The organism is Actinacidiphila sp. bgisy167 (genome assembly GCF_057707665.1).
This window is the reverse complement of record NZ_JBYIQP010000044.1, coordinates 26,240-52,767: the sequence shown is the minus strand read 5'-3', so window position 1 is coordinate 52,767 and position 26,528 is coordinate 26,240. Positions and strand designations below refer to the sequence as shown.

Below are 26,528 nucleotides of genomic sequence, written 5' to 3'. Positions count from 1 at the left end.
CTAGGATGCGCGCGGCCGTTGAGCAGGACACGGGTGGGACCGATCGGTCGGATGGCTCGACGGCGCCTATGGTTCACGAATCCTTGGGGGGTTCCCACGTGAGACCTTCGACGCGCCGCAGCTTCGCGGCACTCACCTCGGCCGCCTCGGTCGCGGTCGGCGCACTCGTCGCCGCCACGCCGTCGGCACAGGCCATGCCCGTCAGCGCCAAGGGGGGTCAGATCGCGCTGTACGACGGCAGGAGCGGGGTCGTGACGGTCAACCCCGACGGCACCGGGCGGCGTTCGGTGCCCGGCATCACGAACAACGGGGTCACGCCCAACTGGGCACCCGACGGCAGCCGGGTGGTGGCCGGATCGGCCGGCAGTGTCATCAGCGGCCGTGTCACCGGCCCCACCTCCCCGATCGTCATGGGGCCCGGGAACAACCTCGCCTCGGTCTTCTCGGCAGACGGCGGCTCCATCATCACCAGCACGTACACGACCGACGGACTCTACGTCGGTCCGTCGGACGGCTCCTACTCTCCTGAGCCCCTGTTCAGCGGTGACCTGAAGGGTGCCGGGGACTGCGACGGCAGCCCGACAGTCAGTCCCTACGGCCCGATCGCGTTCATCCGGACCTCGTCGTGCGGCAACTCGGCCGGCCCGGACGTCTGGACGTACGACCCGGTCGCCCACAAGGTCGCGAAAACGATCAAGTCCGCCTCCTACCCGGCGTTCTCCGCCGACGGCAGCCGGCTGGCCTTCTCCCGCGTTGTCAACGGGTTCCGGCAGCTGTTCGTCGCCGCGGCCGACGGCACCGGCGCCCAGCAGGTCACCACCGACGAGGCCGACCACCGAGGCGCGTCGTGGGACCCGGAAGGCGGGCGGATCGCGTACGACTCGGTGGACCCGTCCACCGGTGTCACGACGGCGCGGATCCTGACCCTCTCCGACGGGAGCATCGCCACCATCCCCGGGGGCGGCATCCACCCCGCGTGGCAGCCGCTGCGCACCAACAGCATCGACCGGGTCTACGCGGACGGCGCGGTCGGCGACGATGGCGCCGCTTCCCGCTGGACGTTCGACGCCATCGGGAAGCCCCACGTGAACGGCCTGCTCGCGCAGCGGTCCGCGGTGCTGGTCAACAAGAACGTCTCCACCTACGCCGCCCCCGCGGTCTCGCTCGCCGCCAACAAACAGGGCGCGGTCCTGATGACGTCACCCGGTTCGCTCGACGCGGCGGCGGCCACCGAGCTGAAGCGCTCCCTGTACAAGGGCGGCACCGTCTACCTGGAGGGCGGCACCAACCTGATCTCCGACAAGGTGGCCCAGCAGGTGACCAAGCTCGGCTTCAAGGTGCTCAGGCTCGGCGGGAACGACCTCGCCTCGGTCACCGCACGGGTCGCCGGCCAGATCACCACGAAGCCGACGTGGGTGTTCGTCGCCGACGGCAACCAGTACCGGGACCCGATCGCCGCCTCGACGGCCGCGGGTTCGCTGGGCTACCACGGCCTCGGTGTGGTGCTGGTGACCAAGGGGACCACGGTCCCCGCCGCCACCCTGAAGTACCTCGACGCCCTGGACCCGAACAGGACCAATCTGGTCTCGGTCGGGACCAACGCGAGGAAGGCGCTGGAGAACGCGCCGCTGAAGAAGATCTGGAGCTTCTGGGACGTCAGCGGTTCCACCAACGAGGCCACCGCGGTCAACCTGGCGGAGTTCTGGTGGGCGGCGCCGTACTCGGCCTCGGTCGAGAGCCGGTGGAACTGGCAGACGGCCGTCGTCGGCGGTGCCGCCACGGCCACGTACGGGCCCATGCTGTGGAGCGAGGTGAGTTCGCTCTCGGCACCGACCGCGGCCTACCTCACCAAGGAGTCCGCGAGCATCCAGAACGTGCAGACCTTCGGCGGCTACAAGAACTACTCGGTGGCCAACCGGACGGCCATCGGCAACGCCATCGCGGCAAGCAACTCCTGGATCACCACCGTGTGGGCGGCGGCAGGCACCCCACCGGTGGCCGCGTCACCGAAGAATCTGCGGAAGGCTGCCGGGACGGTCGCTCCGGTCACCCGGCCGGCGCTGTCCGAGGCTGGTCCCGGGCGGCACCTCCCGCCGCCCAACGCCCGCACCGGGCGCTAGTCCGGCACAGGCCGCCGGCCTGCGAAACGCCCGGCCGGGGTTTCCCGGCCGGGCGTTTCGCGTCCGTGGTGGCGTGTGGGGCGGGGATGCCCTGCAGGACGGCCGGGGACGTGCGCGGGGGTGCGCGTTCAGCCGCACACCGTGCCCGTAGCGGGCAGTTCGCCATGGGCGAGGTAGCCGTCGACGGCTTCGTCGATGCAGAGGCTGCCGCGGTGGTAGGCGGTGTGGCCGTCGCCGTCGTAAGTCAGGAGGCGGCCGGAGTCGAGTTGGCGGGCGAGGGACCGGGCCCAGGCGTGCGGGGTCGCGGGGTCGCGGGTGGTGCCGACCACGAGGATCGGGGCCGCGCCGGGGGCGGCGATGGGGCGGGGCTTCTGCGTCGGCGGGACGGGCCAGTGGGTGCAGAGCACCAGGAACGGCGCCAGGGCGTTGCCGAACTGGGGTGAGGCGCGCAGGAAGGCGGGCAGGGCTGCCTGCGCCTCGGCCGCGGAGAAGCGGGCGCCGAGGGTGGCGCTGAGGCAGTTGACGGCGAGGAGGGCGTCCACGGCGTTGCCGGAGTCGTCGTTCGTGCCGGCGAACTGCTGCAACTCCGTGGTGTCGCCGGCCAGGGCCTGGCGCAGCATGGTGCGCAGTTCCGCCCAGGAGGCCTCGCGCAGGGCCGTGATGACCGCGGTGAGGAGGTCGTCGCCGGTGACGGCGATGTCCTTGCCCTGGCGCAGCGGACCGGCGTCCAGCCTGTCCACCAGGCCGTCGAGGACGCGTCCGGCCTCCGCGACGGAGTGGCCGACCGGGCAGTCGGAGCGGGCCGCGCAGTCGGCGGCGAAGGACTCCCAGGCGACCTGGTAGCCGGCGGTGCTGTCCAGGTTCTCCCGGTAGCCGTCGAGGGCGGGATCGATGGCGCCGTCGAGCGCCATGCGGCCGACCCGTTCGGGGAAGAGCTCGGCGTAGGTCGCGCCCAGGTAGGTGCCGTAGGAGTAGCCGAGGTAATGCAGACGCTCGTCGCCGAGGAGGGCGCGCACGACGTCCATGTCGCGGGCCGCGTCGGGCGTGCCGAGGTGGGGCAGCAGTCCACCGGCCCGCTTCTCGCAGGCGGCGGAGATCTCCTCGAAGGCCTCGGAGGAGTCGGCGATCGCCTCCGCGTCACCGGAGACCCGCAGACCGGGGCCCATGGGGACGGCCGGGGTGTCGGTGCCGCAGTCGAGGGGGGTGCTGTACCCGACGCCGCGCGGGTCGACGGCGACCAGGTCGTACGCGGAGCGCATGGCCGGCGAGAACGTGCCGGCGGCGGCGACCAGGTAGTCGACGGCGGAGTCGCCGGGGCCGCCCGGGTTGATCTGGAGGGAGCCGACGCGAGAGGCGGCGTCGCCGGTGGCCCGCAGACGGGCGGCGGTGAGGGTGATGTCGCCCGCCTCCGGGCGGTCGTAGTCCCGGGGCACCGTGACGGTGGCGCACCGGAACCCCGGCACGTCCTGGCAGGACTGCCAGTGCAGGCGCTGCTGGTAGTAGCGCCGCAGCTCGGGCGGCACGCCCGCGGCGGGGCGCGCGGGCCGGACGGCCTCGGGCGCGGGACGCGGAGGGACGGCGGTGGCACAGGCCGCGGTCAGCAGCAGCCCGCAGGCGCTCAGCACCGCGAGCCGGCCGCGCGGCCTGCGCCGGGGTATCCCGTCGGTGTCGTCGGTGTCGTCGGTGTCCAGGACAGCGATCATCGCCACGCCTTCCTCGTGCGCCCGTACGACGGCCCCCGGACGCGTGCGCCCGGGCCGGCCGGGGCGGTCATGGTCCGGTCGTGTCGCGGAGCGCTCCGACGCGCCCCCCGCGGCTCCGCAGCGTCACCACCCCATCACACCTCGCGCATGGCGGCGGCCCGGGTGGGCCGGACGTGTGAACTCGGGGGCGCCGGCCGGGAGCCGTTCAGCGGGGTGCGTAGGCGATGCGCTCGAAGGGCCAGGCGCGGGCGAGCCAGTCGCCGACGACGCGGTGGAGTTCGGCGTCCAGGGCGGCGTGGCGGGCGCTGACCCAGGAGCGGACGTCGATCGTGCCGGATTCGGCGCGGGAGCCGTAGACGTACACGCAGCCGATGACCTCGCCGTCGGGCACGGACAGGACGGTGTAGGTGAAGCCGGTGCGCCGCTCGAAGTCCTCCGCGTGGCGGCGCAGGTCCTCGAGGTTGGCCTCGGGGGTCATGCCCCCCGGCGGCGGCCAGGAGCTGCCCTCGAAACCGGGGGTGGCACGGATGTGGTCGATGCTGGTGGTCCAGGCGACGTGGTCGGCGGCGTTGTGCTGCGGGCCGAGGGGTTCCAGGCGGAAGCGGTCGGTGGCGGGCGGGTCCGGGACGGCGAAGTCGGCCGGGACGAGGGGATGTTCGGCGGCGGTCATGGCGCGAGGGTAGCGGCTGCGGGCGCCACCGGGGCCGTCGCGCCTGCGGCATCACCACGTCATGGCGGTGCGTCGTCGCGGCTGTCCCGGCGTGGCGGTATCGGAGTGCGGGCAGGGCCGGTTCCGGTGAACGGCGCCGGTCGGAGCGGGCGTCCTGCCCGACCCGTCCCGGGCGGGACGCGCGCCATGTCCCGGACGGCGGCCCGAGTCGGACGCGTTCCGGACGACGCCGGAGCCCCGCACGAGGAAGGTTCCGGGGCGCCCCGCGGTCACCGGTCGGCCCGCGGCAGGGGCGGCGCGGACCGCCGATCCGAACGGCGGCGCAGCGGGTGACGACGGCCACGGTCCACCGCGGCGCGCGATCGGGTTTGATGGTGGCATGAGTGACGTCACGGCTGGGATGCCTGATTGGGAGAAGCGCTTCCGGGCGCCACGCGTCGGACTGCCGGAGTGGGCGGAGGACGCCCCCCACCGCAGCCTGTTCGTGTCGAATGCGACGGGTACGTACGAGCTCTACGCGTGGGATCGGACGACCGGGTCGCAGCGGCAGGTCACCGACCGGCCGAACGGCACGTCGGACGGGACGCTGACGCCGGACGGCGCGTGGGTGTGGTGGTTCGCGGACACCGACGGGGACGAGTTCGGGGTCTGGATGCGGCAGCCCTTCGAGGGCGGCCCGGACGAGCCGGCGGCGCCCGGCCTCGCGCCCTCGTACCCCGCGGGGCTGGCGCTGGGCCGGGGCGGGCTGGCGGTGGTCGGCCGCTCCACCGACGAGGAGGGCACGACGATCCACGTCGTGCGTCCCGGGGCGGAGCCGGTGGAGATCTACCGGCACGAGGAGTCGGGCGGCGTCGGCGCGCTGTCCGAGGACGGCACGCTGGTCGTCGTCGAGCACACCGAGCACGGTGACGCGATGCACTCGGCGCTGCGCGTGCTCACCACGGACGGCACGCCGGTCGCCGAGCTGGACGACAGCGAGGGCGGCACGAAGGAACTGGGCCTGGAGTGCCTGGGGTTCGCCCCGGTGCCGGGGGACGCCCGGCTGCTGGTGGCGCACCAGCGGCGCGGCCGCTGGGAGCCGATGGTCTGGGACGTCACGGCGGGCACGCAGACCCCGCTGGCGATCGACCTGCCCGGTGACGTCGCGGCGGAGTGGTACCCGGACGGTTCGGCGCTGCTGGTGGTGCACTCCTACCGCGCGCGCAGCGAGATCTACCGCTACGGACTGGCGGACGGGGAGCTGACCCGGCTGGACACCCCGGCGGGTTCGGTGAGCGGGGCGACGGCCCGTCCCGACGGCACCGTGGAGTTCCTGTGGTCCTCGGCGGCGGCGCCCTCGGAGGTGCGGTCGACGACCGGCGCGGTGGTGCTGGAGGCGCCGGGCGAGCGGGCGCCGGGTTCGCTGCCGGTGGAGGACGTGTGGGTGGACGGGCCCGGCGGGCCGGTGCACGCGCTCGTCCAGCGACCCGCGCAGGGCGAGGGCCCGTATCCGACGGTGTTCGAGATCCACGGCGGGCCCACCTGGCACGACTCCGACGCCTTCGCGGCCGGCCCCGCGGCCTGGCTCGACCACGGCTACGCGGTGGTCCGCGTCAACTACCGCGGTTCCACGGGATACGGCCGGGAGTGGACGGACGCGCTCAAGCACCGCGTCGGCCTGATCGAGCTGGAGGACATCGAGGCGGTCCGGGCGTGGGCGGTGGAGTCGGGCTTCGCCGACCCGGCCCGGCTGGTGCTGTCCGGCGGCTCCTGGGGCGGCTTCCTGACGCTGCTGGGTCTCGGCACCCGGCCCGAGCTGTGGACGGTGGGCCTGGCGGCGGTGCCGGTCGCGGACTACGTGACGGCGTACGAGGACGAGATGGAGGCGCTGAAGGCGCTGGACCGCACCCTGTTCGGCGGCTCCCCCGCGGAGGTCCCGGACCGCTACGAGGCGTCCTCGCCGATCACGTACGTGGCGCGGGTCAAGGCCCCGGTCTACATCTCGGCGGGGCTCAACGACCCGCGCTGCCCGATCCGGCAGATCGACAACTACGTCGAACGGCTGGCGGGCCTGGGCAAGGTGCACGAGGTCTACCGCTACGACGCCGGGCACGGCTCGCTCGTCGTCGACGAGCGGATCAAGCAGCTACGACTGGAGCTGGACTTCGTCCGCCGCCACCTCGGCGGCTGACGGCCCGGCCGGCCCCTCCTGCGCGACGAGGCCGAGCTCGGCGTCCCGCCGGGCCTCGGCCTCCCGCCGGACGAGCCGGAACCACATGAAGACCACGAAGCCCGCGAAGACGAACCACTCGCCGGTGTAGCCGAGGTTCTGGAAGGCCTTGAGGTCCAGGCCGGTGCCGCTCGGCGCGACCGGAGGGACGGCCCGCAGGGGGGCGTCGACGCCCTCGGTCTGGGTGATCCACGCGCCGTACACCTGGTACGGGACGAGGTTGACCAGGGACGCGGCACTGATGATCCCCAGCTGCCCCGCGGGAAGGCCGCCGCGGCCGATCGCACCGTCGGTGTCGGCGCTCTCGGGAGCCTGCAGGGCCCCGGTGACGGTGACCTCGCCGGCGGGCGGTTCGGGGACGTCGGCCGCCGATGCGCGGTCCGCGTCGCCGGGCAGCCAGCCGCGGACGACGGGCAGGACGGCCCCGCCGTCGCCGGTGCGCAGTGGGGTGAGCACGTAGTAGCCGGTGCGTCCGTCGAGCTCGCGACCGGGGACGAGGAACTGGTGCGCGGGGTCGTAGCGGCCGGTGGCCGCCACCGTGCGGCCGGCCGTCTCGGTGGTGACCGCGGAGGTCGCCCGCGGCAGCAGGCGCTCCAGCGGCACCGCGTCACGGGCGGCGGTCGCGGGCATGTCCTGGGCGGCCCGATGGCTGTCGACGCGGGCCTCGAACCGGCTCAGCTGCCAGCTGCCCATGAGCGTGCAGACGACCACGGCGCACACCGTGAAGAGGTGCCCGCCCAGCCAGCGGGGGGACAGCAGGAACCGGTACACGCCGTCAACGGTACGGGGCCTGCGGCCGTGGTCGTGAACCGCCCCCCGCTACGGCGCGCTGAGGACGCCGGTCGTGTACACCGTCCCGGCGCATGCGCCGTCGATCGTCGTGCTGGCGACCGGCGCCCCGGCCTCGGGGGTGTGGCTCAGCACGACGGACGCGGGAGCGCTCGGGGGCGGCTGCTCCACGTCCGCGGGCGGCGTGGAGGTGTCCCCGGTCGGGCTGCCGGTGGGGGTCTCGGTGGCCGGCGGCGTGGACGGGGGCGTACAGCCGTCGGCTGCCGGGACCCAGGTGAACTCGACGCGGTAGCTCTGTCCCGGCCCGAGGACCAGCGGCGTCGCGGAGGAGTCGGGCAGCGAGGTGCCGTCGCCTGGCGTGTGGCTGACGACGCTGATGCGTGCGGGGTCGGCGGCGCCCTGAGCGGCAGCGGTCACCGAACCACTGCCGCCGACGGTGCACGGGCCCTGGGAGACGTTGTCCACCTGGAAGAAGCCGCTGACGTGGCCCGAGCCGTCGGCGGGTCCGGCGTGACCGGACGCGCCGCCGAGGTCGCCCGCGGTGCATGCCGGGGCGGCGGCCGTGCGGGACCGCGAGGGGTCGGCGTGGTGCGGGGCCCCGGAGGTGGCCCGGACGGGAGGACTGCCGGTGTGCGTGGGCTTCGTGCCGGGACGTTCCCCGTTCTCGGTCGGGCTGGGTGTGCCCGCCCGGGTGGCGGGACTGCTCGGCTCGCCGCCGTCGGCGCCGCCGGTGTTCTGGGCGCTGGAGGCGTTGGTGGTCCCGGTGCCGGACGCACCGGACAGATCCGCCGCGTGGAGGGCCGCGGGGACCGCGACCATCGCCAGCAGACACGCGGCCGCCGAACCGACCAGCAGCTGCCGGCGGTGCGCCCGCCGGGCGGGAACCGCGCGGCGCAGGTGGTCCAGCGCCTCGTGGCCGGGCTGGATGCCGCTGACCGCGTCCCGCATGAGCCGGCGCAGTGCCAGCTCGTCGGGGCTCAGCCCCTCCTCGGGCGCGCCGCCGTGGATGTCGTTCTCAGGTTCCATGCCGCCGGGGGGGTTGGGGGTGATCATGCCGGGGCCTCCATCGCGACGCGGAGCGCCGCGAGGCCGCGCGAGCCGTAGGCCTTGACCGAGCCTATGGAAATGGCGAGGGTCTCGGCCACTTGGGCTTCGGTCATGTCGGCGAAGTAGCGCAGGACGAGCACCTCTCGCTGCCGCCGCTGCAGCTTGCGCAGGGCCGCCTTCAACTCGTCCCGTTCCAGCGCCTCGTAGGCGCCTTCCTCGGCGCTCGCCATGTCGGGCATGGGCTTGGACAGCAGCCGCATGCCCATGATGCGGCGGCGGAGCGCGGAACGGGAGAGGTTGACGACCGTCTGCCGGAGGTAGGCGAGGGTCTTCTCGGGCTCGCGGACCCGCTTGCGGGCCGAGTGGACGCGGATGAAGGCCTCCTGGACGACGTCCTCGCAGGACGCGGTGTCGTCCAGCAGGAGCGCCGCGAGACCGAGCAGCGAGCGGTAGTGGGCCCGGTAGGTCTCGGTGAGGTGGTCGACGGTCGTCCCGACTGACATCGCGGCGTCAGTGTCGCCGCGGTCCGAAGGCGCCTGCACCACAGGCCAGGGGGCGATCACCGGAATGCCGCCGACCGTGCCCGAGGGCCGGCGGACCAGCGGGCGCGCCGCAGCGCCGCCCCGCCCCAGGAGGGGTGCTTCGATGCCGAGTGCCTCTGCCACGACTGTTGGACACGCGTCCCCCCGTCAGGGTTGTACGCCCGAGGCACCGCATTCGGCGGTGCAGCAGCTATGCCCATGCGTACCAACTCTTCCCCAATGCCCCTATCGCTGGCGCCGTTGCGCCGCGCCCGGCCTGCAGCACAAAGTAGGGCAGTGCACTGACACACAAGGACGCTCCCTGCGCGCCGCGTGGTTGCGGCACACAGGGAGCTGAAATTCTCTGGCGTCTACAGGCATCCGATCAAGCGGTACGGACCACCGATTTTGATCACTTGACCGGTACGACGGGGTTCAGCGGCCGGTTCCTCCGTAGACGACCGCTTCGTCGTTCTCGCTGTCGAGACCGAACGCGGAGTGCACCGCTCGCACGGCCTCGTTGACGTCCTCGGCGCGGGTGACGACCGAGATGCGGATCTCGGAGGTCGAGATCAGCTCGATGTTGACCCCCGCGTTGGACAGTGCCTCGAAGAACTGCGCCGTGACGCCCGGGTTGGTCTTCATGCCGGCGCCCACCAGCGAGATCTTGGCGATCTGGTCGTCGTAGCGGAGCGTCTCGAAGCCGATGCCGCCCTGGACGCGCTGCAGCGCCTCGATCGCCTTCGGGCCGTCGGCCTTGGGGAGGGTGAAGGAGATGTCGGTCAGGCCGGTGGCCGCGGCCGACACGTTCTGCACCACCATGTCGATGTTGATCTCGGCGTCCGCGATCGCCCGGAAGATCACGGCGGCCTCGCCCGGCTTGTCGGGCACACCGACGACCGTCACCTTGGCCTCGGATGTGTCGTGCGCGACACCGGAGATGATCGCGTGCTCCATGCCCTTCTGGTCCTCTCGGGGCTCATTGCTGACCCAGGTGCCCTGGAGGCCGGAGAACGACGACCGGACGTGGATCGGGATGTTGTAACGGCGGGCGTACTCCACGCAGCGGTGGAGCAGCACCTTGGAGCCGGAGCTGGCGAGCTCCAGCATGTCCTCGGACGAGATCCAGTCGATCTTGCGCGCCTTCTTCACCACGCGCGGGTCGGCGGTGAACACGCCGTCGACGTCGGTGTAGATCTCGCACACCTCGGCGTCCAGGGCCGCCGCCAGCGCCACCGCGGTGGTGTCGGAGCCGCCCCGGCCCAGCGTCGTGATGTCCTTGCTGTCCTGGGAAACGCCCTGGAAGCCGGCCACGATCGCGATGTTGCCCTGGTCGAGCGCGGTGCGGATGCGCCCCGGCGTGACATCGATGATGCGCGCCTTGTTGTGGACGGAGTCGGTGATGACACCCGCCTGGCTGCCGGTGAACGACTGCGCCTCGTGGCCGAGGTTCTTGATCGCCATCGCCAGCAGGGCCATGGAGATCCGCTCTCCGGCGGTCAGCAGCATGTCGAACTCACGGCCGGTCGGCATCGGGGATACCTGCTCGGCGAGCTCGATCAACTCGTCCGTCGTGTCACCCATCGCCGAGACCACGACGACGACCTGGTGGCCGCTCTTCTTGGCGTCGACGATCCGCTTGGCAACGCGCTTGATGCCTTCGGCATCCGCTACGGAGGAGCCGCCGTACTTCTGCACGACAAGGCCCACGTGCGCTCCTAATGTCCGGTACTGCGTTCGGCACAGTCTAACGAGCAGGCCGGGACGAACCCCTCAATATCATATGGTGAGACGCTGGGCCCACTCCGTGAACCTCTCCCCCAGGACGCGCCGAGATATGCACGCCCCGAGGCATACACGTTGCCCCGAGACAAGGCCCCCATGGGCGGCCCATGGCGGCCCCGAGGCATAGACGCGCCGAGATACGCGCGTCGCCCGTGCGCTCCGTCCTCGAGCCGGGTCCTTCCGATCAGCGGGAGGGGCGCAGCCCCAGGGGCCTCGCGATCTCGGCGGCCATCACCCGGCCGGCCTCGGCGGCGAGGCGCTCCTCGTCGTCCGCGCCGTGGTCGGTGTCCAGACCGTTCAGCGCGTCCAGCGGGCTGTCCAGCCTCACGTGCGCGACAAGGGACTGCAGGGCACGCAGCGAGGCCGAGGCGGTCGGACCCCAGTTGGACAAGTAGGAGAACTGCCACCACCACAGCGCCTCGCTGACCCTGCCCTCCCGGAAGTGCGCCAGGCCGTGCGCGAGGTCCGTCACCACGTCCGCGAGGTCGTCGGAGATCCGGCAGGCCACCGGGGTGCTGTGCGGCACGTAGGGGTCGAAGACCTCGGAGTAGACGTCGATCGGCTCCAGCAGCACCGCGAGCCGCTGGCGCAGTTCGTCGGCGTCGGGCTCCGGGCCGATGTCGGGCTCGTAGCGCTCCTCCGGGACGATGTCCTCGTGCGCCCCGAGACGCCCACCGGCCAGCAGCAGCTGGGAGACCTCCAGCAGCAGGTAGGGCACCGCGCTGTCGGGGTCGTCGCCCTTGGCGACCTCCCGCACCGACAGGATGAAGCTCTCGATCTGGTCCGCGATCGAGGACGCGAAGTCGTCGCGGTCCAGGGCGTTGTCAGACATCAAGCAGCCGCCTTCCTTCAAAGGCCCGCCCGAGCGTGACCTCGTCGGCGTATTCCAGGTCGCCGCCGACCGGCAGGCCGCTGGCGAGACGGGTGACCTTCAGTCCCATCGGTTTGACCATGCGTGCGAGATACGTGGCCGTCGCCTCGCCCTCGAGGTTGGGGTCGGTGGCCAGGATCAGCTCGGTGACGGCGCCGTCCGCGAGCCGCGCCAGCAGCTCCCGTATGCGCAGGTCGTCCGGGCCGACCCCCTCGATCGGGCTGATCGCGCCGCCGAGCACGTGGTAGCGGCCGCGGAACTCGCGGGTCCGCTCGATCGCCACCACGTCCTTCGGCTCCTCGACCACGCAGATGACGGCCGGGTCGCGGCGCGGATCACGGCAGACCCGGCACTGGTCGGCCTCGGCGACATTGCCGCAGACCGCGCAGAACCGGACCTTCGCCTTCACCTCGCTGAGAGCGTGCGCGAGCCGTCGGACGTCGGCGGGATCGGCCTGCAGGATGTGGAAGGCGATCCGCTGCGCGCTCTTGGGACCCACGCCGGGCAGCCTGCCCAGCTCGTCGATCAGGTCCTGAACCACGCCCTCGTACACGCTGTGCCCTCTTCGTCGCCCGGGTAACTAGAAAGGAAGGCCGGGGATGCCCCCGAGCCCCTGGGCGAGCGGGCCGAGCTTGTTCTGCTGCAGCTCCTGCGCGCTCGCGGTGGCGTTCTGCACGGCGGCGAGGACCAGGTCGGCCAGCGTCTCCGTGTCTTCAGGATCGACCGCCTTGGGGTCGATGACCAGACCCCGCAGCTCGCCGGATCCGGTCACGGTCGCCTTCACCAGGCCACCGCCGGCCGTACCCTCGATCTCGGTCTCGGCAAGCTCCTGCTGGGCCGCCGCGAGGTCCTGCTGCATCTTCTGTGCCTGCTTGAGCAGCTGCTGCATGTTCGCCTGACCACCGGGGATCACGGTCTCGCTCCTGCCTCACGACGTCGGTTGTGCGGGTAGAGCGAGCCTACGTGCTCAGGCGCCGACTCGCGCTACCCGTACGAGGGAACGAGCGGGGCGCGTCGCCCGTTCCACTCCGGCCGTGCCGTTTCCGCGCGCGCAACAGCGCAAAGGCGCCTACTGGTTGGCGATCTCCTCGATCACGGTGGCGCCGAGCTCGCGCACGATGAGGTCGTGGCCGCTGAGCGCCGTCTCGTCCAGGTCCGGGTCGTCGTCCTCGGGCATGTCGTACTCGACGGGCGGGGGCTCGTCGGCGACCGGCGGATACGCGGACGCCGCCGGCGCGGCGCCCACCGCGGCTCGGGCCGCGGACGCCGCTGGCGCGGACGGCGGCGCGGGGGACGGCTCCGGGCTCTGGGACTGCTGCTGCGGCTGCTGCGGGGGCTGCTGCTGCTGGTACGGCTGCTGCGCGGACGGCACCGGAGAGGCGGGGCCTGGCCGGGGCCCGGCGGGCCCGCCGGCCGGGCCCATCGGCCCCGCGCCGCCCCCGATGCCACCGCCGGGGCCGCCGCCCGGGCTGACGATCGCCTCGATGCGCCACTGGACGCCGAGGGCCTCGCTGATCGCCTGCTTGAGGACCTCTTCGTGGCCGCGGTTGGCGAAGCTGTCGCGGGCCCCGGGGTTGTCGAAGCCGATTTGCAGCGTCGACCCGTCGAAGCCCACGAGCCGGGCGTTCTGGTCGAGCAGTATCCAGGTCACCTTCCGCAGCCGCTTGACCGCCTCGAGGACGGTCGGCCACATCTGGTGGACGCGGGAGGCGTCGCCGATGGGCTGCGCGCCGGATGCAGGCGCGGCGGCCGGCGCCGGGGCCTGTGCCTGAGGCTGGGGCTGTGCCTGTGCCTGTGCCTGTGGGGACGGCGCCGACGCCGCGGTGGGCCAGGCGCCGGGGCGCTGCCCGCCGCCGGGGGCGGCGGCGGTCGGCCAGGCGCCGGGACGCTGGCCAGTGGAGGGCTGCACGGGCGGGGCGGCGGGCGCGGGCTCCGCGACTGCCGCTGCCGGGGCGGGAGCCGGGGCGGCTGCGGGCGCCGGCGCGGGGACGGCTTCGGCGGGCCGGGTCGGGCCGCCCATCGCTGCCCGGGCCGCGGCAGGGCCGCCGCCGGGCGGGAGCGGCTCCCCGAACTCCACGACGGGAGCGGCCGCGCCGCCCGCGGGCGGTGCGAAACCACCGGCGGACGCACGGCGTTCCAGCCGGTCCAGGCGGGCCTGCAGCGACCGCTCGTCGTCGTAGGCCGCGGGGAGCAGCACGCGGGCGCAGATCAACTCCAGCTGCAGGCGCGGCGAGGTCGCCCCGCGCATCTCCGTGAGCCCGGTGTTGACCAGGTCCGCGGCGCGGCTGAGCTCGGCCGCCCCGAACACCCCGGCCTGGGCCCGCATGCGCTCCACGACGTCGGCCGGGGCGTCGATCAGGCCCTTCTCCACCGCGTCCGGCACGGCCGCGAGGATCACCAGGTCCCGCAGCCGCTCCAGCAGGTCGGCCACGAAGCGCCGCGGGTCGTGCCCGCCCTCGATGACGCGGTCCACGACCTCGAACGCCGCCGCGCCGTCCCCGGAGGCGAAGGCGTCCACGACGTCGTCCAGCAGCGCGCCGTCGGTGTAGCCGAGGAGCGAGGTCGCCATGGCGTACGTCACACCTGCCTCGCCCGCGCCGGCGAGCAACTGGTCCATCACCGACATCGAGTCACGCACCGACCCGGCACCGGCCCGGACCACCAGCGGATACACCCCGGCCTCGACGGGGATCGCCTCGCGCTCGCAGACCTCCGCCAGGTAGTCGCGCAGCGTGCCGGGCGGGACCAGGCGGAACGGGTAGTGGTGGGTCCGCGACCGGATGGTGCCGATGACCTTCTCGGGCTCGGTGGTCGCGAAGATGAACTTCAGGTGCTCCGGGGGCTCTTCGACCACCTTCAGCAGGGCGTTGAAGCCCGCCGAGGTGACCATGTGCGCCTCGTCGATGATGTAGATCTTGTAGCGGCTGCTGGCCGGCCCGAAGAATGCCTTCTCCCGCAGGTCGCGGGCGTCGTCCACACCACCGTGCGACGCCGCGTCGATCTCGATCACGTCGATCGACCCGGGGCCGTTGCGGGCCAGGTCGCGGCACGACTGGCACTCCCCGCACGGCGTCGGCGTCGGGCCCTTCTCGCAGTTCAGGCAGCGCGCCAGGATGCGGGCGCTGGTCGTCTTGCCGCAGCCGCGCGGCCCGCTGAACAGGTACGCGTGATTGACCCGGTTGTTCCGCAGTGCCTGCTGCAGCGGGTCCGTGACGTGCTCCTGCCCGATGACCTCGGCGAAGGTCTCGGGACGATAGCGGCGGTACAGAGCGAGGGACACGCCTACGACGATATCGGCCCCCACCGACACCCGGGCCCCGCGGATGTGACGGACCCCACAGCCGGGGTGCCCGCCGACCGCCCACGCCCGGGTTCTCGCAGGTCAGCGGGGAGTAGAAGGCAGCAAAAGACCCCTCACGCACCCGCCAGAGCCCACCTACCCTTGCTGCCTTCCGGCCCTGGGGGGGTTCAGCGAGATAGCGCCACGTGAGGGGCTGGGACCCAGCGTACCCGATCGGATCACCCGGGAACGAGTTCGCGAGCACTCCCTCCGGTCTAGTAATGTTTGCCGCGGAGGATTCGCCTAGAGGCCTAGGGCGCACGCTTGGAAAGCGTGTTGGGGGCAACCCCTCACGAGTTCGAATCTCGTATCCTCCGCCAGTGCCTCACCGGGCACGTTGTCGAAGGGCCCCACTGTTCGCAGTGGGGCCCTTCGACGTTCGTGGTCTCAGTTGACACTCCGGCCTTGGTCTCAGTCTCGGTCTCATTCATTTCCGACATTCAAGACATTTCACCATGCGGCGAGCGCGCCCTCTGCCGATAATCAGCGGTCACGCAACGACGTGCGCCCCGGCCTCGGCCAGAGGGGCCCCGAAGCGGCTCTCTCGTGCCATCAGGCCAGCGGGTAGCCCAGGGCCAGGGCGGCCTTCCGGAACGCCGGCAGACGATCGGGGGAGACCGCAAGGTGGCGCTCGCCGATTCGGGTACACAGCACGCGCAGGCGGCGGTCGCTGATGATGAGGGCTGCCAGTGTCTCGTCCGCGCACTCGATGAGATGGGTCTGTCCTGCATCGCGGAGTCGGCCGGTGCGACGGCCAGTGTCATCGAGCAGGGTGGTGACGGTCTGGGGCACGGGGTGCGAGGCGGCCTGGTCCAGGTAGCCACGGAGCTCGTCGAGGGTGTGCCCGCGGTCGAGGGCGTGCAGAAGAGAAGCGGTGGTGAGCGTCCAGACCCGGTCGGCTTTCCGGTCGGAGAAGGCGTCCAAGAGGAGTGTGTCGGCGGAGGGCAGCCCGTCGAGGGCGACGATGTCGAAGTTCGCCAGGACGGTGACCCTGCCCGTCGGGACGGCCGAGGCGGGGACCTGGGCAGGGGCGTAGTCGCCCGTGAGGCCGACGGCGTGGGCGCCCAGGGGATTGAGGCGGAGTGCGGACAGGCCGTCGTAGCGGCTGAGGTGGTCGAGGTAGTCGCCACCCCAGTTGTCCCGGTAGTCATCGCGGGCGCCCGCCGGGGGGACGTACTCGATGTCGATGAGGCCGAGCGTGGCGGCGTACTCGAAGAGCACTGCCAGGGTGTACCGACCCTGGAGGAGGGACCAGCCGTGGTGGCCGTCGTAGCCGAGGCTGCCGTATTGCGGATCCTCCAGGTACAGCTTCCACAGGGCGCGTTCACTGCGGTGGACGACTGGATCCAGACCGGCCGCGCGCATGTCTGTGAACAGGCCGTCGATGGATATCCACTCGCCCGGGGTGAGGCCGGCCAGTGCTTGGCCGACGAGCTTGCGGCGCGGTTTAACGGCGGTCAGGACGTTCGCCGAGCGCTGGCCCTTGATCTCCTCGACGCGGGAGAACTCGTCCAGGAGGCTGCTGTTCAGCCAGCGTTGCCACAGCTGAGGAAGGGTCAGGTGCGGTGGCCGGGTCAGCGCGGCCCGTCCGCACGTGGTCAGCACGAGCCGACCGCCGGTGAGCTGGGCGAGGCCGCCCGCCTGGAGCAGCATCGGCCAGGCGAAGGCCGCGATGGCCTCGTCCGGATAGAAGTCGCTGCCGTCCAGGACGTCGGCGACCGCCGAGACGGTGGCCGTGCTGGGGCGGCGGGTCTTTTCGCTGCACCGCAGCTTCTGCGTCATACACAGGCGCAGCACCGTCAGCAGGTTGACCTGCGCCTCGTGCTCGGTGCGCCGGACCCGTGGAGCGCCGGTGGGCTCCTGTTGCTGGTCGACCGGTATCACTGCTCGTCTTTCCGCTTCGTACCGCTCGCGTCCCGTTCCTACAGATGAGCAACGTAGTCGTAGTTGCCCGGACCGCAGGTGCGCTCGAGGATCTGGACCACCTTGCGCAGGTTGTCGTAGGGGCCGGAGAAGTAGAGCGGCTTGCCGTCCCTGCCGAAGCCGATGACGGGCCGGTCGCCGGGCGGGACACCCAGGTGCACTGCTGCGTCGGCGAAGCCGCCCGCGGGCTCGAAGCCAAGACCGCGGGCGTAGGCGACCGCATCGTGCACGATCGTCTGCGCCTGCTCTACGCCGATCGGCAGCGGCCGATGATCGAAGGCCGAGTAGTACATCGGTACGTAGGTGGTCAGGGATCCGGACCCCATCACCTCGGGGTCGGTGACGTTCTTGACTCCCAGGCAGTAGACGTCCACCAGGAACCCGGTGACGGTCACCCTGCTGGCACGTTCCTGGCGGGCCAGGAGAATCTGGGCGAAGCCGCCCGTGCCCGGGTCGGGCTCCTGGCCGAGGGGGTCGGCCGCCGCCCAGTCCGGGGCTTTGGCCATGTCCAGTCCCGCGCTCCAGCCCGCGTTGACCCAGCAGCCCACCACCGGCCGCTTATCCGGCGCGATGTTCGCCAGTGCCGCCTCGGCGACCCGTCTGACCAGCGCGGTCGCCTGGGCCGGGCGTAGCCCCAGCGCCTTCGCGATCTGCTTCGGCGCGCTGCCGCGTTCCCTCATCTCCTGGACCCGGGCCAGCAGTTCCTCGTCGCGCGTTGTCACCGTCATAGTCTGCCACTTCCGTGTCGCCCCCATGCGAAGCACAGGGTGCGCCGGCGGTGCTGCCATCCTGGGTTCGGGTGAGTCGGGACACGAACCGGAACGGGCAGGTCAACATGGGTGAGACAGTGGGCGGGACCGTCGAGCAGGTGCGAGCGCTGGTCGGTTGGGTCGGCACGGGCCGCAAGCTGACCCAGACCGGCCGTGTGACGCTTGCCGACGCGCGAGCACTGGTGGAGGTTCTGGACACCGGCGACCGGATGGACCCGGTGATCGGAGACCGTACGTTCAAGACGAAATCCAGCGAGGAGCTGTACCACCTCACACTGCTGGTCGAGTGGGCGAAGGCGGCACGACTGCTGCGGACCGCGGGCGGGCGCCTGCTCTGCCGGTGAAGAAGAACGCCAGGCTGCTGGACCGCCCCGACGAGCTGCGTGGCGCGCTGTTCGCAGCGCTGCCGCACATCGGCCCGGCCGTGACGGTCTCCGGCTGGCTGGAATCCCTGCTCTCGCACGAGTACGACCGGGGTCTGCGGGCGTTGCTGCAGCGGCTGTACGCGACCACCGCCCCGGTGCCACTCAGTGACCTGCACGAGGTGGTGTGGCAGGCGGTCAGCCCGCTGTACGTGCTCGACGACCTGTCTCCCGACCGTCTGGGGCATCTGCGCACCGCCAACGACCACGACATCCAACGGGTCCTGAAGGCCCTGGTCTCCCTGGGCGCTGCCCATCTCAGGCGTCCAGTACGGCCGCCCCGACGGCGAACTCGGATTCCGCGACGAGCGCACCGCCATACTGGCCGCCCTACTCAAACCGGGCGCCCATTTCGTGTACACGTACGACTTCGGGGACTCCTGGGAGCACCTCATCACCGTGGAGCAGGTCCAGACAGCCTCAGCCGGGCTTCACTATCCGTACTGCGTGGACGGTGCCGGGGCGTGCCCGCCCGAGGACTGCGGCGGCGCCCCCGGCTACAGCGATCTCAAAGTGATCCTCGCCGACCCGGCGCATAAGGAACACCACGCCATGCTGGTGTGGCTCGGTCTTCGGTCCGCCACGGAATTCGCCCCGGACCGTTTCGCGCCGGACGAGGCCAACGCGCGGCTGCTGCGCCTCACGGCACCATGAAGGACGAGCCGTCCGGCCACGCCACCGTTCACGGCCCTGGGCCCTACCGACTGGTCCACCGACCCCGCTACGCCGCGCTGAGACAAGACGTACGGGCCGACCTCGCATCCCGACGTTCAGGTCCTGGGCGGGGCGTCGACTACACGGCGACGAGGCGCACTCTGTCACCGCAAAGCTTCGCCATGTCGTCAATGTCCGAGGTGAGCATGGCGACGGGGCGGCGCTGCCGCAGCGCCATCTCGGCCACGGCGGCGTCGATGGCGTATGTGTGACCATGAAGCCCAGCATTGATCAGCATGGCTGAGGCCGCCTTGGCCTCCTCGTCACCGATGTGCACGATCCGCACGCCGGACAGGACCCAGGCTAGCCGCGCCTTGTCGGTCCGGCGATGCACCTCTTCGATGATGGTGAGTGCGCTGACGACCACCTCCATGCCCCGCTTGCGGGCTTCGGCGATGAGGGCGACGACGGGCTCGTGATCACTGACGAACTTCGACAGGCCCTCGCAGTCGACAACGAGGGTGCCTTCGTGGCTCAGCTTGCGGCGGGCCACTGCCCCTCCTCGGCGAACACCTCGTCGAAGACCCGGCGTGCCCGCTCCTGCTCGTGCTCGGAAATCGGCCCCTGACGGCGTTCGTAGTCGGCCAGGTACTCATCCAGGATCTGACCGCGCAGCTCGCGCTCCACCGCTTCGGTGATGAACGCGGAGAACTCACGCTTGCCGACCCGTCGGCGGATCGCCTCCGCCGTCCCCTCGGGGAGGGAGAGGCTGACCCTGGTGGCCGGCCCTTCGCCGACGCTGTAGGGAATCTCGCTCATGGGACCAACATTATCAAACAAGTAGGAATTCGGTCGGGGTGCAGCACCCGTAGAACGACGCGAGCCGCCCACCCGTCACCTCGTGGTCTCGGTTCTGGTCTCATTCACCTACGTTCAGCTGTGTCCGGACGCCGCTGAACAGTCCGCTCCACGGCTGGTCAGGACACCCACGACCACCTCCGAACCCACGGACGACCATTTGGAAAGCGTGTTGGGGGCAACCCCTCACGAGTTCGAATCTCGTATCCTCCGCCAGTGCCTCACCGGGCACGTTGTCGAAGGGCCCCACCGGTCGCGGTGGGGCCCTTCGACGTTCTCCGTCTCAGTTTCCGTCTCAGTTGGTATCCGGTGCGCTCCACAGCGCGTCGCCGACCTGGCGAGCCACGTTCTTCAGCACGGGTCCGGTCACGTGTATGTACCGCGAGCGCATCCGGGCCGAGCCTCCGGCTCCCAGCCCATCATCGCGTCCACGACGACATCGGGAACGCCGAGCAGAAGGAGGACCGTCGCCGCGGTGTGGCGAGCGTCGTGCAGTCGGCCGTCCCGTACTCCCGATGCCCCTCTCCGCCGCAGGTCAGGACGCCCCCGTCCCTCCCCGAACCCCCAGAACAATCGGATGGTCAGGGTGGAGCGTGACGCGGCAGCATGCTCCGCATGACCTTGCCCACCCCCGAGCTGCACACCGCCCGCCTGCGACTGCGGCCGTTCACCGACGCCGACGCGGCGCCGCTCTACATGCTGCACAGCAGCGCCCACGTGCTGCGTTACTGGGACTCCCCGCCGTGGACTGAGCCGGCTCGCGCCCAGCGCTTCATCGCGACCAGCCGGACGATCGAGGAGGAAGGCACAGGAGCGCGGGTGGCCGTCGACCGCGCCTCCGACGGCGCGTTCATCGGCTGGTGCGGCCTGACCAGATGGAACCCGGACTTCCGCAGCGCGTCCCTGGGCTACGTCTTCGACGCCGCCGCGTGGGGCCACGGCTACGCCACGGAGACCGCGCACGCAGTCCTGCGGTGGGCGTTCGACACCCTGGACCTGAACCGCGTCCAGGCCGAGGCCGACACCCGCAACGCGGCTTCCGCCCGGGTCCTGGAGAAGCTCGGTTTCGTCCGCGAAGGCACCCTCCGCGAGGACTGCGTCGTCAACGGCGATGTCTCCGACTCCTGGGTCTTCGGCCTCCTCCGCCGCGAGTGGCAGCCGACGGCCACGCCGACAGCCGGCCGCTAGGACCGAGACCTCGCCCTTCGGTGCGCACCCAACCCGAAGCCGACCATCCGCACCGCCGGAGCATCCAGCAGCTCGTAGGGGCCACTTGGAGCGGCGCCATTCCCATCGACGCGCACCGGCGCTGTCGCTTCTCGTGACCATCGAACACGCCGGGGCCCGGGTGCCTCCCGAAGCACTGCACAACTGCTGTCGAAACCGGTGAACAAAGCCAGCGCGGGACATCGTGGGCTTCGCCTGCCGTTGGACCGACTTCGCCTCGAGCAGTGGACCTGCCTTGCGCCCGCGCGGCTCGGTGCAGCCGTGTCCGCTTCGGCCGCAGACGGCTACTCCTGGACTTCTGGCGCCGAGGGAGGATTTCGATCACCGAGGGAGCCGGGATGCGCAGGCGGCGTATGTTGGACACGGGCTGCCAGTTCCAGTAGTTCGTCGACCGACCACTGGTCGTAGGCGTGCTCGCCGTACTTGCACGCGAGGACCTGGCCGTCGTGCGCGATGAGGAAGTCGGCGGGAAGACCGAGCCGGCCGCCGATCGGGCTGCTGGAGGGCAGGTGCTCCCGCCCGCGGACAACCTTCCACGCGCCGGACACGACCGCCCAGACGATCGCCCCCCAGACTCGCGGGCTCAGCAGCGCGCGGGGCGACCGTTCCACGCCGAACTCGGTGTACAGCCGCTTGGCCGGGTCGGCGACGACCGGGAACGGGAGGTCGGTGGTGTGGCGTAACAGTTCCTCGGCGGGCGAGTGGAAGACCACGACCTCACGTACACCGGCGGCCTCTATCTCCCGGTGTCGCCGTACCACCGACCGCAGATGCAGGTTGCAGACCGGGCATCCGGCGAAGCGCCGAAACTGAAGGTGGATCAGCCGGTCGGGGTCGGGAACGGCGACCTGCTCGCTGCCGGCAACCGCGTTGAGACGGCGTTCCTTCACGAGGGAGCCGGGCTCCATCGGTTTGCGGGAATTGGCCATGGACACTCCCCATAGGCGTATGGTGTACACCTACCAGCGTAGGCGTCTACCGTACGCTGTCAACCGTTATGCCACGCCCACGTTCACTCACCGCGCATCAGCTCGCCTCGGCCGCGCTCACCGTCATCGACCGCGACGGACTCGCCGGGCTGTCGATGCGCGCCGTCGCCCAACAGCTCGGCATGAGCACGATGGGGCTGTACCGATACGTCAGCGATCGCGAGGAACTCGAAAGACTCACCGTCGAACTGGTACTGAGCGCCGTGGACGTCGAGCCGCCGAATCCCGACGCGTCCTGGCGCGAGCGGGTCGAGATCATGGCGCGACGCCTACGAGACGCCGTAGGCGCCCATCCAGCGGTCGTCCCTCTCGCCATCGCCCACCGGCAGCACTCTCTTGGGGTGCTGCGCTGGTCGGAGACCGTGCTGGCAGTCCTCACCGAGGCAGGCATCACGGGTGAACGGCGGGTCGTCGCTCTACGCGGCCTGCTCAGCTACGTCATCGGAGCGATCCAGTTGGAACATCTCGGAGCCCTGTCCGGCCCAGGCACGATCACCATCACCCAGCTGCCGCCCACCGAGTTCCCGCACATGATCGAGACCGCCCGGCACGCCCAGCACGTCAGCGCCGACCATGAATTCCTCGGGGGCCTCGCCCTACTGCTCCGCGGCCTCGAGGCGTCACCGGACACCCCATAACCCCTACGGCCTCATGGAAGAGATCTGCGAGTCGCTGCCCCGCCTCGGCGGCCGCGTCATGCCGAGGCTCGCCGATGCGCAGGCCCTGGGCGTGCGCCGAGAGGGAACGGTCGACACCGCTCTGCGCGAGCCCGGCCTGGCAAGTCCAGGAAGCCTGACCAGACGAGATCGGCACCACAGCGCAGGGGCGGTCGACCCGGTGGTAGCCGCCGCCGAACTCCAGGGCCTCGCGCTCTCGCACCGACCGCGACTTCGAGTGCATCGCCGCCGTCACCGGGCAAGCCCTCCAGTGGTACGGGCCCGACGCCGGCACGTGACCTTCACGGCCTCGGTCCGTGCCACACTCCGGCGCATGAAACTCGATCAGACGCTTGTGGACGCGGCCGTGGAACTCATGGATCGGCGCTGGCCCACCGGCGAACCCGGCGGGGCCGCCGCTGTACGGCTCGCCGACGGCGGCATCCTGACGAGCGTCGGGCTGGACAACATGCACGGTTCCGTTGCGCTCTGCCAGGAGACCGGGGCATTCATCCAGGCCTACACCCAGAACCGGACCGTCACCGCCTCCGTCTGCGTCTGCCGCGATGTGGAACGCGGCAGGATCCTGATCCTGCCTCCCTGCGGCGTCTGCCAGGAACGGCTCGCGCTGTGGGGACCGTCCGTGGAGGTAGCCGTCCCACGGGCTGACGACCCGACCCGGTGGGAGGCGCGCTCCCTCGAGGAAGTGCACCCCTACTACTGGGGGCGGCAGTTCGCCGACGGGCAGTGGCCTTCCCTGGCCCAGCACACCGAGTGATCGCGGCCTGCGGGTCTTCGGCGTCGGCTGCACAGCAACGAGACGCACTGTGTCTCCGCAGAGCTTCGCCATGTCGTCGACGTCCGAGGTGAGCATGACGACCGGGCGGCGCTGCCGCAGCGCCATCTCAGCCACTACGGCCTCAATGGCGTATGTGTGACCGTGAAGCCCGGCATTGATCGGCATGGCTGAGGCGGTCTTGGCCTCGTCGTCGCCGATGTGCACGATCCGCACGCCGGACAGGACCCGGGCGAGCCGCGCCTTGTCGGTCCGACGGTGCACCGCCGAACTTCGACAGGCCCTCGCAGTCGAGAACGAGGGTGCCTTCGTGGCTCAGCTTGCGTCCGGCCACTGCCCCTCCTCGGCGAACACCTCGTCGAAGACTCGGCGTGCCCGCTCCTGCTCCTGCTCGGAGATCGCCCCCTGGCGGCGCTCGTAGTCGGCCAGGTACTCGTCCAGGATCTGACCGCGCAACTCGCGCTCCACCGCTGCGGTGATGAACGCGGAGAACTCACGCTTGCCGACCCGCCGGCCAGCGTCCCGCTCTTGAGCGCCCCTGCCCCTCCCCCGAGCCCCCTCCGCGGCACCGCGAGGCAGCACGGTGGAATCAGGCTTCAACCTCCGGCGCGCGGGGGCGCTCTGAACACGGGTGACGGATGGGCCCGTACGGGCCCCGAGAGGAGACCAGATGCCGGAGAACCGCCGGGGCCCGGGTGCGGTGGGGGGTCCGCGGGCGCCGGAGAGCTTCGAGGACTTCGCCCGGGCGAGTCAGAAGCGGCTGTACCGGACCGCGTACCTGCTGTGCGGGGACGCCGACACGGCCCGGGACCTGACGCAGACCACCTTGGCCAAGCTGTTCCAGCACTGGCGGAGGGCGAGTGCCGCCGACCACATCGACGCGTACGCCAGGACCGTGCTGACCCGCACCTACCTGGCGGAGCGGAAGCGGCGGCTGCGGGATCTGCTGGCCCACTCGCGCCCCGGACCCGGACCCGCGCCGGACCACGCAGACCTGCGGGTGACGCTTCTGTCAGCACTCGCCGGACTGCCGCACAGGGCCCGCGCCATGGTCGTGCTGCGGTACTGGGAGGACCAGAGCGTCGAATCCGTCGCCGCGCTGCTGAAGTGCAGCGAGTCCACCGTCAAGAGCCAGTGCTCACGCTCCCTGGCGAGACTGCGCGCCCAGTTGGGCGAGGCCCACATCTACGCCACGGGAAGCTGAGGAACCAGCGTGGGAGACAACATGCCTGAGGAAGAGCACGGGAGCGCCCTGCTGGTCAGGGACGCCATGGAGCACGCGGTGGCGGACCTTCCGCCGGTGCTCGACCTGGTGCCGGCCGCCGTGGTCCAGGGCCGGCGCCGCGCGGCACGGGCGCGGGTGGCCGTCACCGTCGCGGTCGCCTGCGCGGTCGGGGCCGCGGCGTTCGGCTTTCTTGCGCTGCCGGGCGGAGGCGGCGGAGGCGGGACCGTACTTCCCGCCGCGAGCACCACCCCGGCTCCGCGCGTGTCCGAGGAGCCGGCGCCGTACCGGACGCCGGTCCACCTGGAGCCCAGCAATGACACGGAGGAGTCGATGGCCGACCTCCCGTCGGCCGAGCGGAAGCGGCAGGAGCGGTTCCAGCAGCAGGTGGCCGTTCTCCTGGACGAACTCCTGCCGGACGCGGTCGGCCTGGTGCGCCCTGTCGACTTGAACGTGAGCCGCTACCAGGGCGAGACGAAGGACGGGAGATCGTTCACGATCACTCTGTCCGTACGGCCCTCCGCCGGCGAGGGCTCCGGGCCGACCGGTCCCGGCTCCTCCTGCCCGAAGGCCCCGGGTGCCCTCAAGGGCGGAACCTGCGCGGCGGGCACGCTGCCGGGCGGCATCAAGGCGGTGGCCGTCCGTCTGTTCACCGGAGGGCCGCAGACCACGTACACCCAGGTCCGCTTCGTCCTCGGCCGCAGCGATGTCGCGCTCGCCCTCTACCCGGACGACAAGGCCAAGGTCTCGGCGCCGGTCGACGAGAAGGAGCTGCTCGCGGCGGTCGGTGATCCGCGCTTCCTCGACCTGGTGCGGTACGCGGACGCCTACCCGATGCAGAAGAAGCGGAACACCGTCGCCGGCGGCTGAACGGCGCGGCGTATGGCGCGAGGCCCGACCGGGACGCGGTCGGGCCTTCGTCGTCAACTGACCGGCTGAGCGCCGTGCCCGGGGGGTCAGCGGACGGTGGAGCGGGCAGCCTGCTCGATGATGCGGGTCACCGCATCGGGGCGGGAGACCGAGACGGCGTGGGAGGCCTTGATCTCGACGGTGTGGGCGTGTGCCCGCTCGGCCATGAAGCGCTGCGCGGCCAGGGTGATGTTCTTGTCCTGGGTGGTGACGAGGTCCCAGGAGGGGATGGTGTGCCACGCGGCGTTCACGGCCTTCTCGTCGAAGGCGGAGGCCGCCAGGGGACGCTGGGTGGCGGCCATCTGCTCGGCGACGGTCTTCGGCACGTCGGCCGCGAACTGGGCGCGGAACTTGTCGGCCTTGATGTACAGGTCGGTGCCGGTGCCGCCGCCGGGGAGCGGGAAGGACACGGGGTTGAGGGTCTCGCCCAGGGTGCCGCCGGGGAACTTGTCGGAGAGCTGCCCGAGGCTCTCACCCTTGTCCGGGGCGAAGGCCGCTATGTAGACGAGCGCCTTGACGTTCGGGGAGTCGGCGGCGGCCTCGCTGATCACCGAGCCGCCGTAGGAGTGGCCGACGAGCACGACCGGGCCCTGCACGCTCTCCAGGAAGCTGTGGATGTACGCGGAGTCGCTCGCAAGTCCGCGCAGCGGATTGGCCGGGGCGACGACGGGATAGCCCGCGTGCTTCAGACGGGTCACCACGCCGTTTCCAGCTCGAGGAGTCCGCGAAGGCGCCGTGCACCAGGACGACCGTGGGCTTCTTCTCCTGCGGGCGGTGCGTCGCCTTGGCGGCGCTTGCCGGGGCCGTCGCCGTCAGCGCGAGGGCCACGGCGCCTGCGGCGGCGCCCAGGACGGCGACGTTCTTGCGGGTGGGGCGGAAGACGGTCTTGAGGTTCACGGTGACTCCTTGGCGGACTGCGCCCGGCGGCGTGCCGGACCTGTGGTCGGTCCGGGGCGTCCCGCTCCGGCCGATGACGAAAACCTAGCGTCCATTTAAGTTGTGCACAAGTCAATCGTACACGAGTCCATGGCTCACGCGGTTGGTGGG

General features: G+C 71.5%; 25 protein-coding genes, 1 tRNA gene, 1 other RNA gene and 4 pseudogenes. 11 read left to right on the top strand and 20 right to left on the bottom strand.

Annotation, left to right across the window (positions count from 1 at the left end):
• Positions 1–98: 98 nt before the first annotated feature.
• On the top strand, positions 99–2,120 hold the full coding sequence (locus tag AC3ET4_RS18210) for a hypothetical protein (protein WP_431950565.1): 2,022 nt from the start codon (positions 99–101) through the stop codon (positions 2,118–2,120).
• Positions 2,121–2,248: 128 nt separating this feature from the next.
• Here AC3ET4_RS18210 and AC3ET4_RS18205 read toward each other — a convergent pair whose 3' ends face one another.
• Both AC3ET4_RS18205 and AC3ET4_RS18200 read right to left on the bottom strand, forming a co-directional pair.
• On the bottom strand, positions 2,249–3,823 hold the full coding sequence (locus AC3ET4_RS18205) for an alpha/beta hydrolase (RefSeq protein ID WP_431950563.1): 1,575 nt from the start codon (positions 3,821–3,823) through the stop codon (positions 2,249–2,251).
• A gap of 205 nt (positions 3,824–4,028) precedes the next feature.
• The gene (locus tag AC3ET4_RS18200) at positions 4,029–4,493 is read right to left on the bottom strand and encodes a GNAT family N-acetyltransferase (protein WP_431950561.1); all 465 of its coding nucleotides are present in this window, start codon (positions 4,491–4,493) and stop codon (positions 4,029–4,031) included.
• A 379-nt stretch (positions 4,494–4,872) separates the two neighbouring features.
• On the opposite strand from AC3ET4_RS18200, the gene AC3ET4_RS18195 reads away from it, so the two are divergent.
• On the top strand, positions 4,873–6,663 hold the full coding sequence (locus AC3ET4_RS18195; RefSeq protein ID WP_431950559.1) for a S9 family peptidase: 1,791 nt from the start codon (positions 4,873–4,875) through the stop codon (positions 6,661–6,663).
• Here AC3ET4_RS18195 and AC3ET4_RS18190 read toward each other — a convergent pair.
• The 9 genes from AC3ET4_RS18190 to ffs all read right to left on the bottom strand — a co-directional run bounded on the left by AC3ET4_RS18190 (position 6,619) and on the right by ffs (position 15,214).
• The gene (locus AC3ET4_RS18190) at positions 6,619–7,473 is read right to left on the bottom strand and encodes an SURF1 family protein (RefSeq protein ID WP_431950557.1); all 855 of its coding nucleotides are present in this window, start codon (positions 7,471–7,473) and stop codon (positions 6,619–6,621) included. The genes AC3ET4_RS18195 and AC3ET4_RS18190 overlap by 45 nt on opposite strands.
• A 48-nt stretch (positions 7,474–7,521) precedes the next feature.
• Entirely contained in the window at positions 7,522–8,544 is a 1,023-nt protein-coding gene (locus AC3ET4_RS18185; RefSeq protein ID WP_431950555.1) for a hypothetical protein, read from the bottom strand.
• Positions 8,541–9,203 (bottom strand): SigE family RNA polymerase sigma factor, encoded by a 663-nt coding sequence (locus AC3ET4_RS18180; RefSeq protein WP_431950553.1) that lies wholly within the window; start codon positions 9,201–9,203, stop codon positions 8,541–8,543. Before AC3ET4_RS18180 ends, AC3ET4_RS18185 begins: the two co-directional genes overlap by 4 nt.
• Before the next feature lie 291 nt (positions 9,204–9,494).
• Positions 9,495–10,769 carry an aspartate kinase gene (locus AC3ET4_RS18175; protein ID WP_431950551.1) on the bottom strand — a complete coding sequence of 425 codons (1,275 nt, stop codon included), beginning with the start codon at positions 10,767–10,769 and terminating at the stop codon, positions 9,495–9,497.
• Positions 10,770–11,028: 259 nt separating this feature from the next.
• Positions 11,029–11,676: a DUF5063 domain-containing protein gene (locus tag AC3ET4_RS18170; protein ID WP_431950549.1), complete on the bottom strand. Its 648-nt coding sequence runs from the start codon at positions 11,674–11,676 to the stop codon at positions 11,029–11,031.
• Complete coding sequence (gene recR / locus AC3ET4_RS18165; RefSeq protein WP_431950547.1) at positions 11,669–12,268, bottom strand: recombination mediator RecR; 600 nt, start codon at positions 12,266–12,268, stop codon at positions 11,669–11,671. The genes AC3ET4_RS18170 and recR overlap by 8 nt, the downstream gene beginning before the upstream one ends.
• Before the next feature lie 27 nt (positions 12,269–12,295).
• A complete protein-coding gene (locus tag AC3ET4_RS18160) occupies positions 12,296–12,628 on the bottom strand; it encodes a YbaB/EbfC family nucleoid-associated protein (protein ID WP_431950545.1) in 333 nt (110 codons plus the stop codon).
• A 156-nt stretch (positions 12,629–12,784) separates the two neighbouring features.
• A complete protein-coding gene (locus AC3ET4_RS18155) occupies positions 12,785–14,995 on the bottom strand; it encodes a DNA polymerase III subunit gamma and tau (protein WP_431950543.1) in 2,211 nt (736 codons plus the stop codon).
• A gap of 122 nt (positions 14,996–15,117) precedes the next feature.
• Positions 15,118–15,214, bottom strand: an RNA gene (gene ffs, locus AC3ET4_RS18150) — signal recognition particle sRNA small type.
• 73 nt (positions 15,215–15,287) lie between these two features.
• Between ffs and AC3ET4_RS18145 the strand changes: the two genes are divergently transcribed.
• A tRNA-Ser gene (locus tag AC3ET4_RS18145) sits at positions 15,288–15,375 on the top strand.
• A gap of 232 nt (positions 15,376–15,607) precedes the next feature.
• Here the strand turns inward: AC3ET4_RS18145 and AC3ET4_RS18140 are convergent.
• Complete coding sequence (locus AC3ET4_RS18140) at positions 15,608–16,939, bottom strand: helicase-associated domain-containing protein (protein WP_431950541.1); 1,332 nt, start codon at positions 16,937–16,939, stop codon at positions 15,608–15,610.
• Between the two features lie 38 nt (positions 16,940–16,977).
• Positions 16,978–17,700 carry a hypothetical protein gene (locus AC3ET4_RS18135; protein WP_431950539.1) on the bottom strand — a complete coding sequence of 241 codons (723 nt, stop codon included), beginning with the start codon at positions 17,698–17,700 and terminating at the stop codon, positions 16,978–16,980.
• Between the two features lie 113 nt (positions 17,701–17,813).
• Here AC3ET4_RS18135 and AC3ET4_RS18130 point away from each other — a divergent pair, with 113 nt between their 5' ends.
• Positions 17,814–18,092: a hypothetical protein gene (locus AC3ET4_RS18130; RefSeq protein WP_431950537.1), complete on the top strand. Its 279-nt coding sequence runs from the start codon at positions 17,814–17,816 to the stop codon at positions 18,090–18,092.
• Positions 18,093–18,419: 327 nt separating this feature from the next.
• Positions 18,420–18,824, top strand: coding sequence for a plasmid pRiA4b ORF-3 family protein (locus tag AC3ET4_RS18125; protein WP_431950567.1), 405 nt, complete (start codon positions 18,420–18,422; stop codon positions 18,822–18,824).
• A 139-nt stretch (positions 18,825–18,963) separates the two neighbouring features.
• On the opposite strand, the gene AC3ET4_RS18120 is transcribed toward AC3ET4_RS18125, so the two are convergent.
• The 3 genes and pseudogenes from AC3ET4_RS18120 to AC3ET4_RS18110 form a co-directional block, all read right to left on the bottom strand.
• Positions 18,964–19,377, bottom strand: a complete 414-nt coding sequence (locus AC3ET4_RS18120; protein ID WP_431950535.1) for a DNA-binding protein — start codon at positions 19,375–19,377, stop codon at positions 18,964–18,966.
• The gene (locus AC3ET4_RS18115) at positions 19,359–19,643 is read right to left on the bottom strand and encodes a hypothetical protein (RefSeq protein WP_030973973.1); all 285 of its coding nucleotides are present in this window, start codon (positions 19,641–19,643) and stop codon (positions 19,359–19,361) included. Before AC3ET4_RS18115 ends, AC3ET4_RS18120 begins: the two co-directional genes overlap by 19 nt.
• A 334-nt stretch (positions 19,644–19,977) precedes the next feature.
• Positions 19,978–20,198 (bottom strand): annotated as a pseudogene (locus AC3ET4_RS18110) (site-specific integrase); the annotation flags it as partial.
• A gap of 99 nt (positions 20,199–20,297) precedes the next feature.
• On the opposite strand from AC3ET4_RS18110, the gene AC3ET4_RS18105 reads away from it, so the two are divergent.
• On the top strand, positions 20,298–20,870 hold the full coding sequence (locus AC3ET4_RS18105) for a GNAT family N-acetyltransferase (protein ID WP_431950532.1): 573 nt from the start codon (positions 20,298–20,300) through the stop codon (positions 20,868–20,870).
• A 323-nt stretch (positions 20,871–21,193) separates the two neighbouring features.
• Here AC3ET4_RS18105 and AC3ET4_RS18100 read toward each other — a convergent pair whose 3' ends face one another.
• Positions 21,194–21,838: a peroxiredoxin-like family protein gene (locus AC3ET4_RS18100; RefSeq protein WP_431950530.1), complete on the bottom strand. Its 645-nt coding sequence runs from the start codon at positions 21,836–21,838 to the stop codon at positions 21,194–21,196.
• Positions 21,839–21,906: 68 nt separating this feature from the next.
• Here AC3ET4_RS18100 and AC3ET4_RS18095 point away from each other — a divergent pair, with 68 nt between their 5' ends.
• The 3 genes and pseudogenes from AC3ET4_RS18095 (at position 21,907) to AC3ET4_RS18085 (ending at position 23,332) form a co-directional block, all read left to right on the top strand.
• The gene (locus AC3ET4_RS18095) at positions 21,907–22,536 is read left to right on the top strand and encodes a TetR/AcrR family transcriptional regulator (protein ID WP_431950528.1); all 630 of its coding nucleotides are present in this window, start codon (positions 21,907–21,909) and stop codon (positions 22,534–22,536) included.
• Positions 22,537–22,670: 134 nt separating this feature from the next.
• Positions 22,671–22,853 (top strand): annotated as a pseudogene (locus tag AC3ET4_RS18090) (PIN domain-containing protein); the annotation flags it as partial.
• Positions 22,854–22,888: 35 nt separating this feature from the next.
• The gene (locus tag AC3ET4_RS18085) at positions 22,889–23,332 is read left to right on the top strand and encodes a cytidine deaminase (RefSeq protein ID WP_431950526.1); all 444 of its coding nucleotides are present in this window, start codon (positions 22,889–22,891) and stop codon (positions 23,330–23,332) included.
• Between the two features lie 30 nt (positions 23,333–23,362).
• Here AC3ET4_RS18085 and AC3ET4_RS18080 read toward each other — a convergent pair.
• Positions 23,363–23,684, bottom strand: a pseudogene (locus AC3ET4_RS18080) (DNA-binding protein); the annotation flags it as partial.
• A complete protein-coding gene (locus AC3ET4_RS18075; RefSeq protein WP_431950524.1) occupies positions 23,666–23,950 on the bottom strand; it encodes a hypothetical protein in 285 nt (94 codons plus the stop codon). The gene AC3ET4_RS18075 and the pseudogene AC3ET4_RS18080, both read right to left, overlap by 19 nt.
• 70 nt (positions 23,951–24,020) lie before the next feature.
• Here AC3ET4_RS18075 and AC3ET4_RS18070 point away from each other — a divergent pair, with 70 nt between their 5' ends.
• Together AC3ET4_RS18070 and AC3ET4_RS18065 are read left to right on the top strand one after the other, a co-directional pair.
• A complete protein-coding gene (locus tag AC3ET4_RS18070; RefSeq protein WP_431950523.1) occupies positions 24,021–24,554 on the top strand; it encodes a SigE family RNA polymerase sigma factor in 534 nt (177 codons plus the stop codon).
• Positions 24,555–24,575: 21 nt separating this feature from the next.
• On the top strand, positions 24,576–25,442 hold the full coding sequence (locus tag AC3ET4_RS18065) for a hypothetical protein (RefSeq protein ID WP_431950521.1): 867 nt from the start codon (positions 24,576–24,578) through the stop codon (positions 25,440–25,442).
• An 86-nt stretch (positions 25,443–25,528) separates the two neighbouring features.
• On the opposite strand, the pseudogene AC3ET4_RS18060 reads toward AC3ET4_RS18065, so the two are convergent.
• Positions 25,529–26,378 (bottom strand): annotated as a pseudogene (locus AC3ET4_RS18060) (alpha/beta fold hydrolase).
• Positions 26,379–26,528 lie beyond the last annotated feature (150 nt).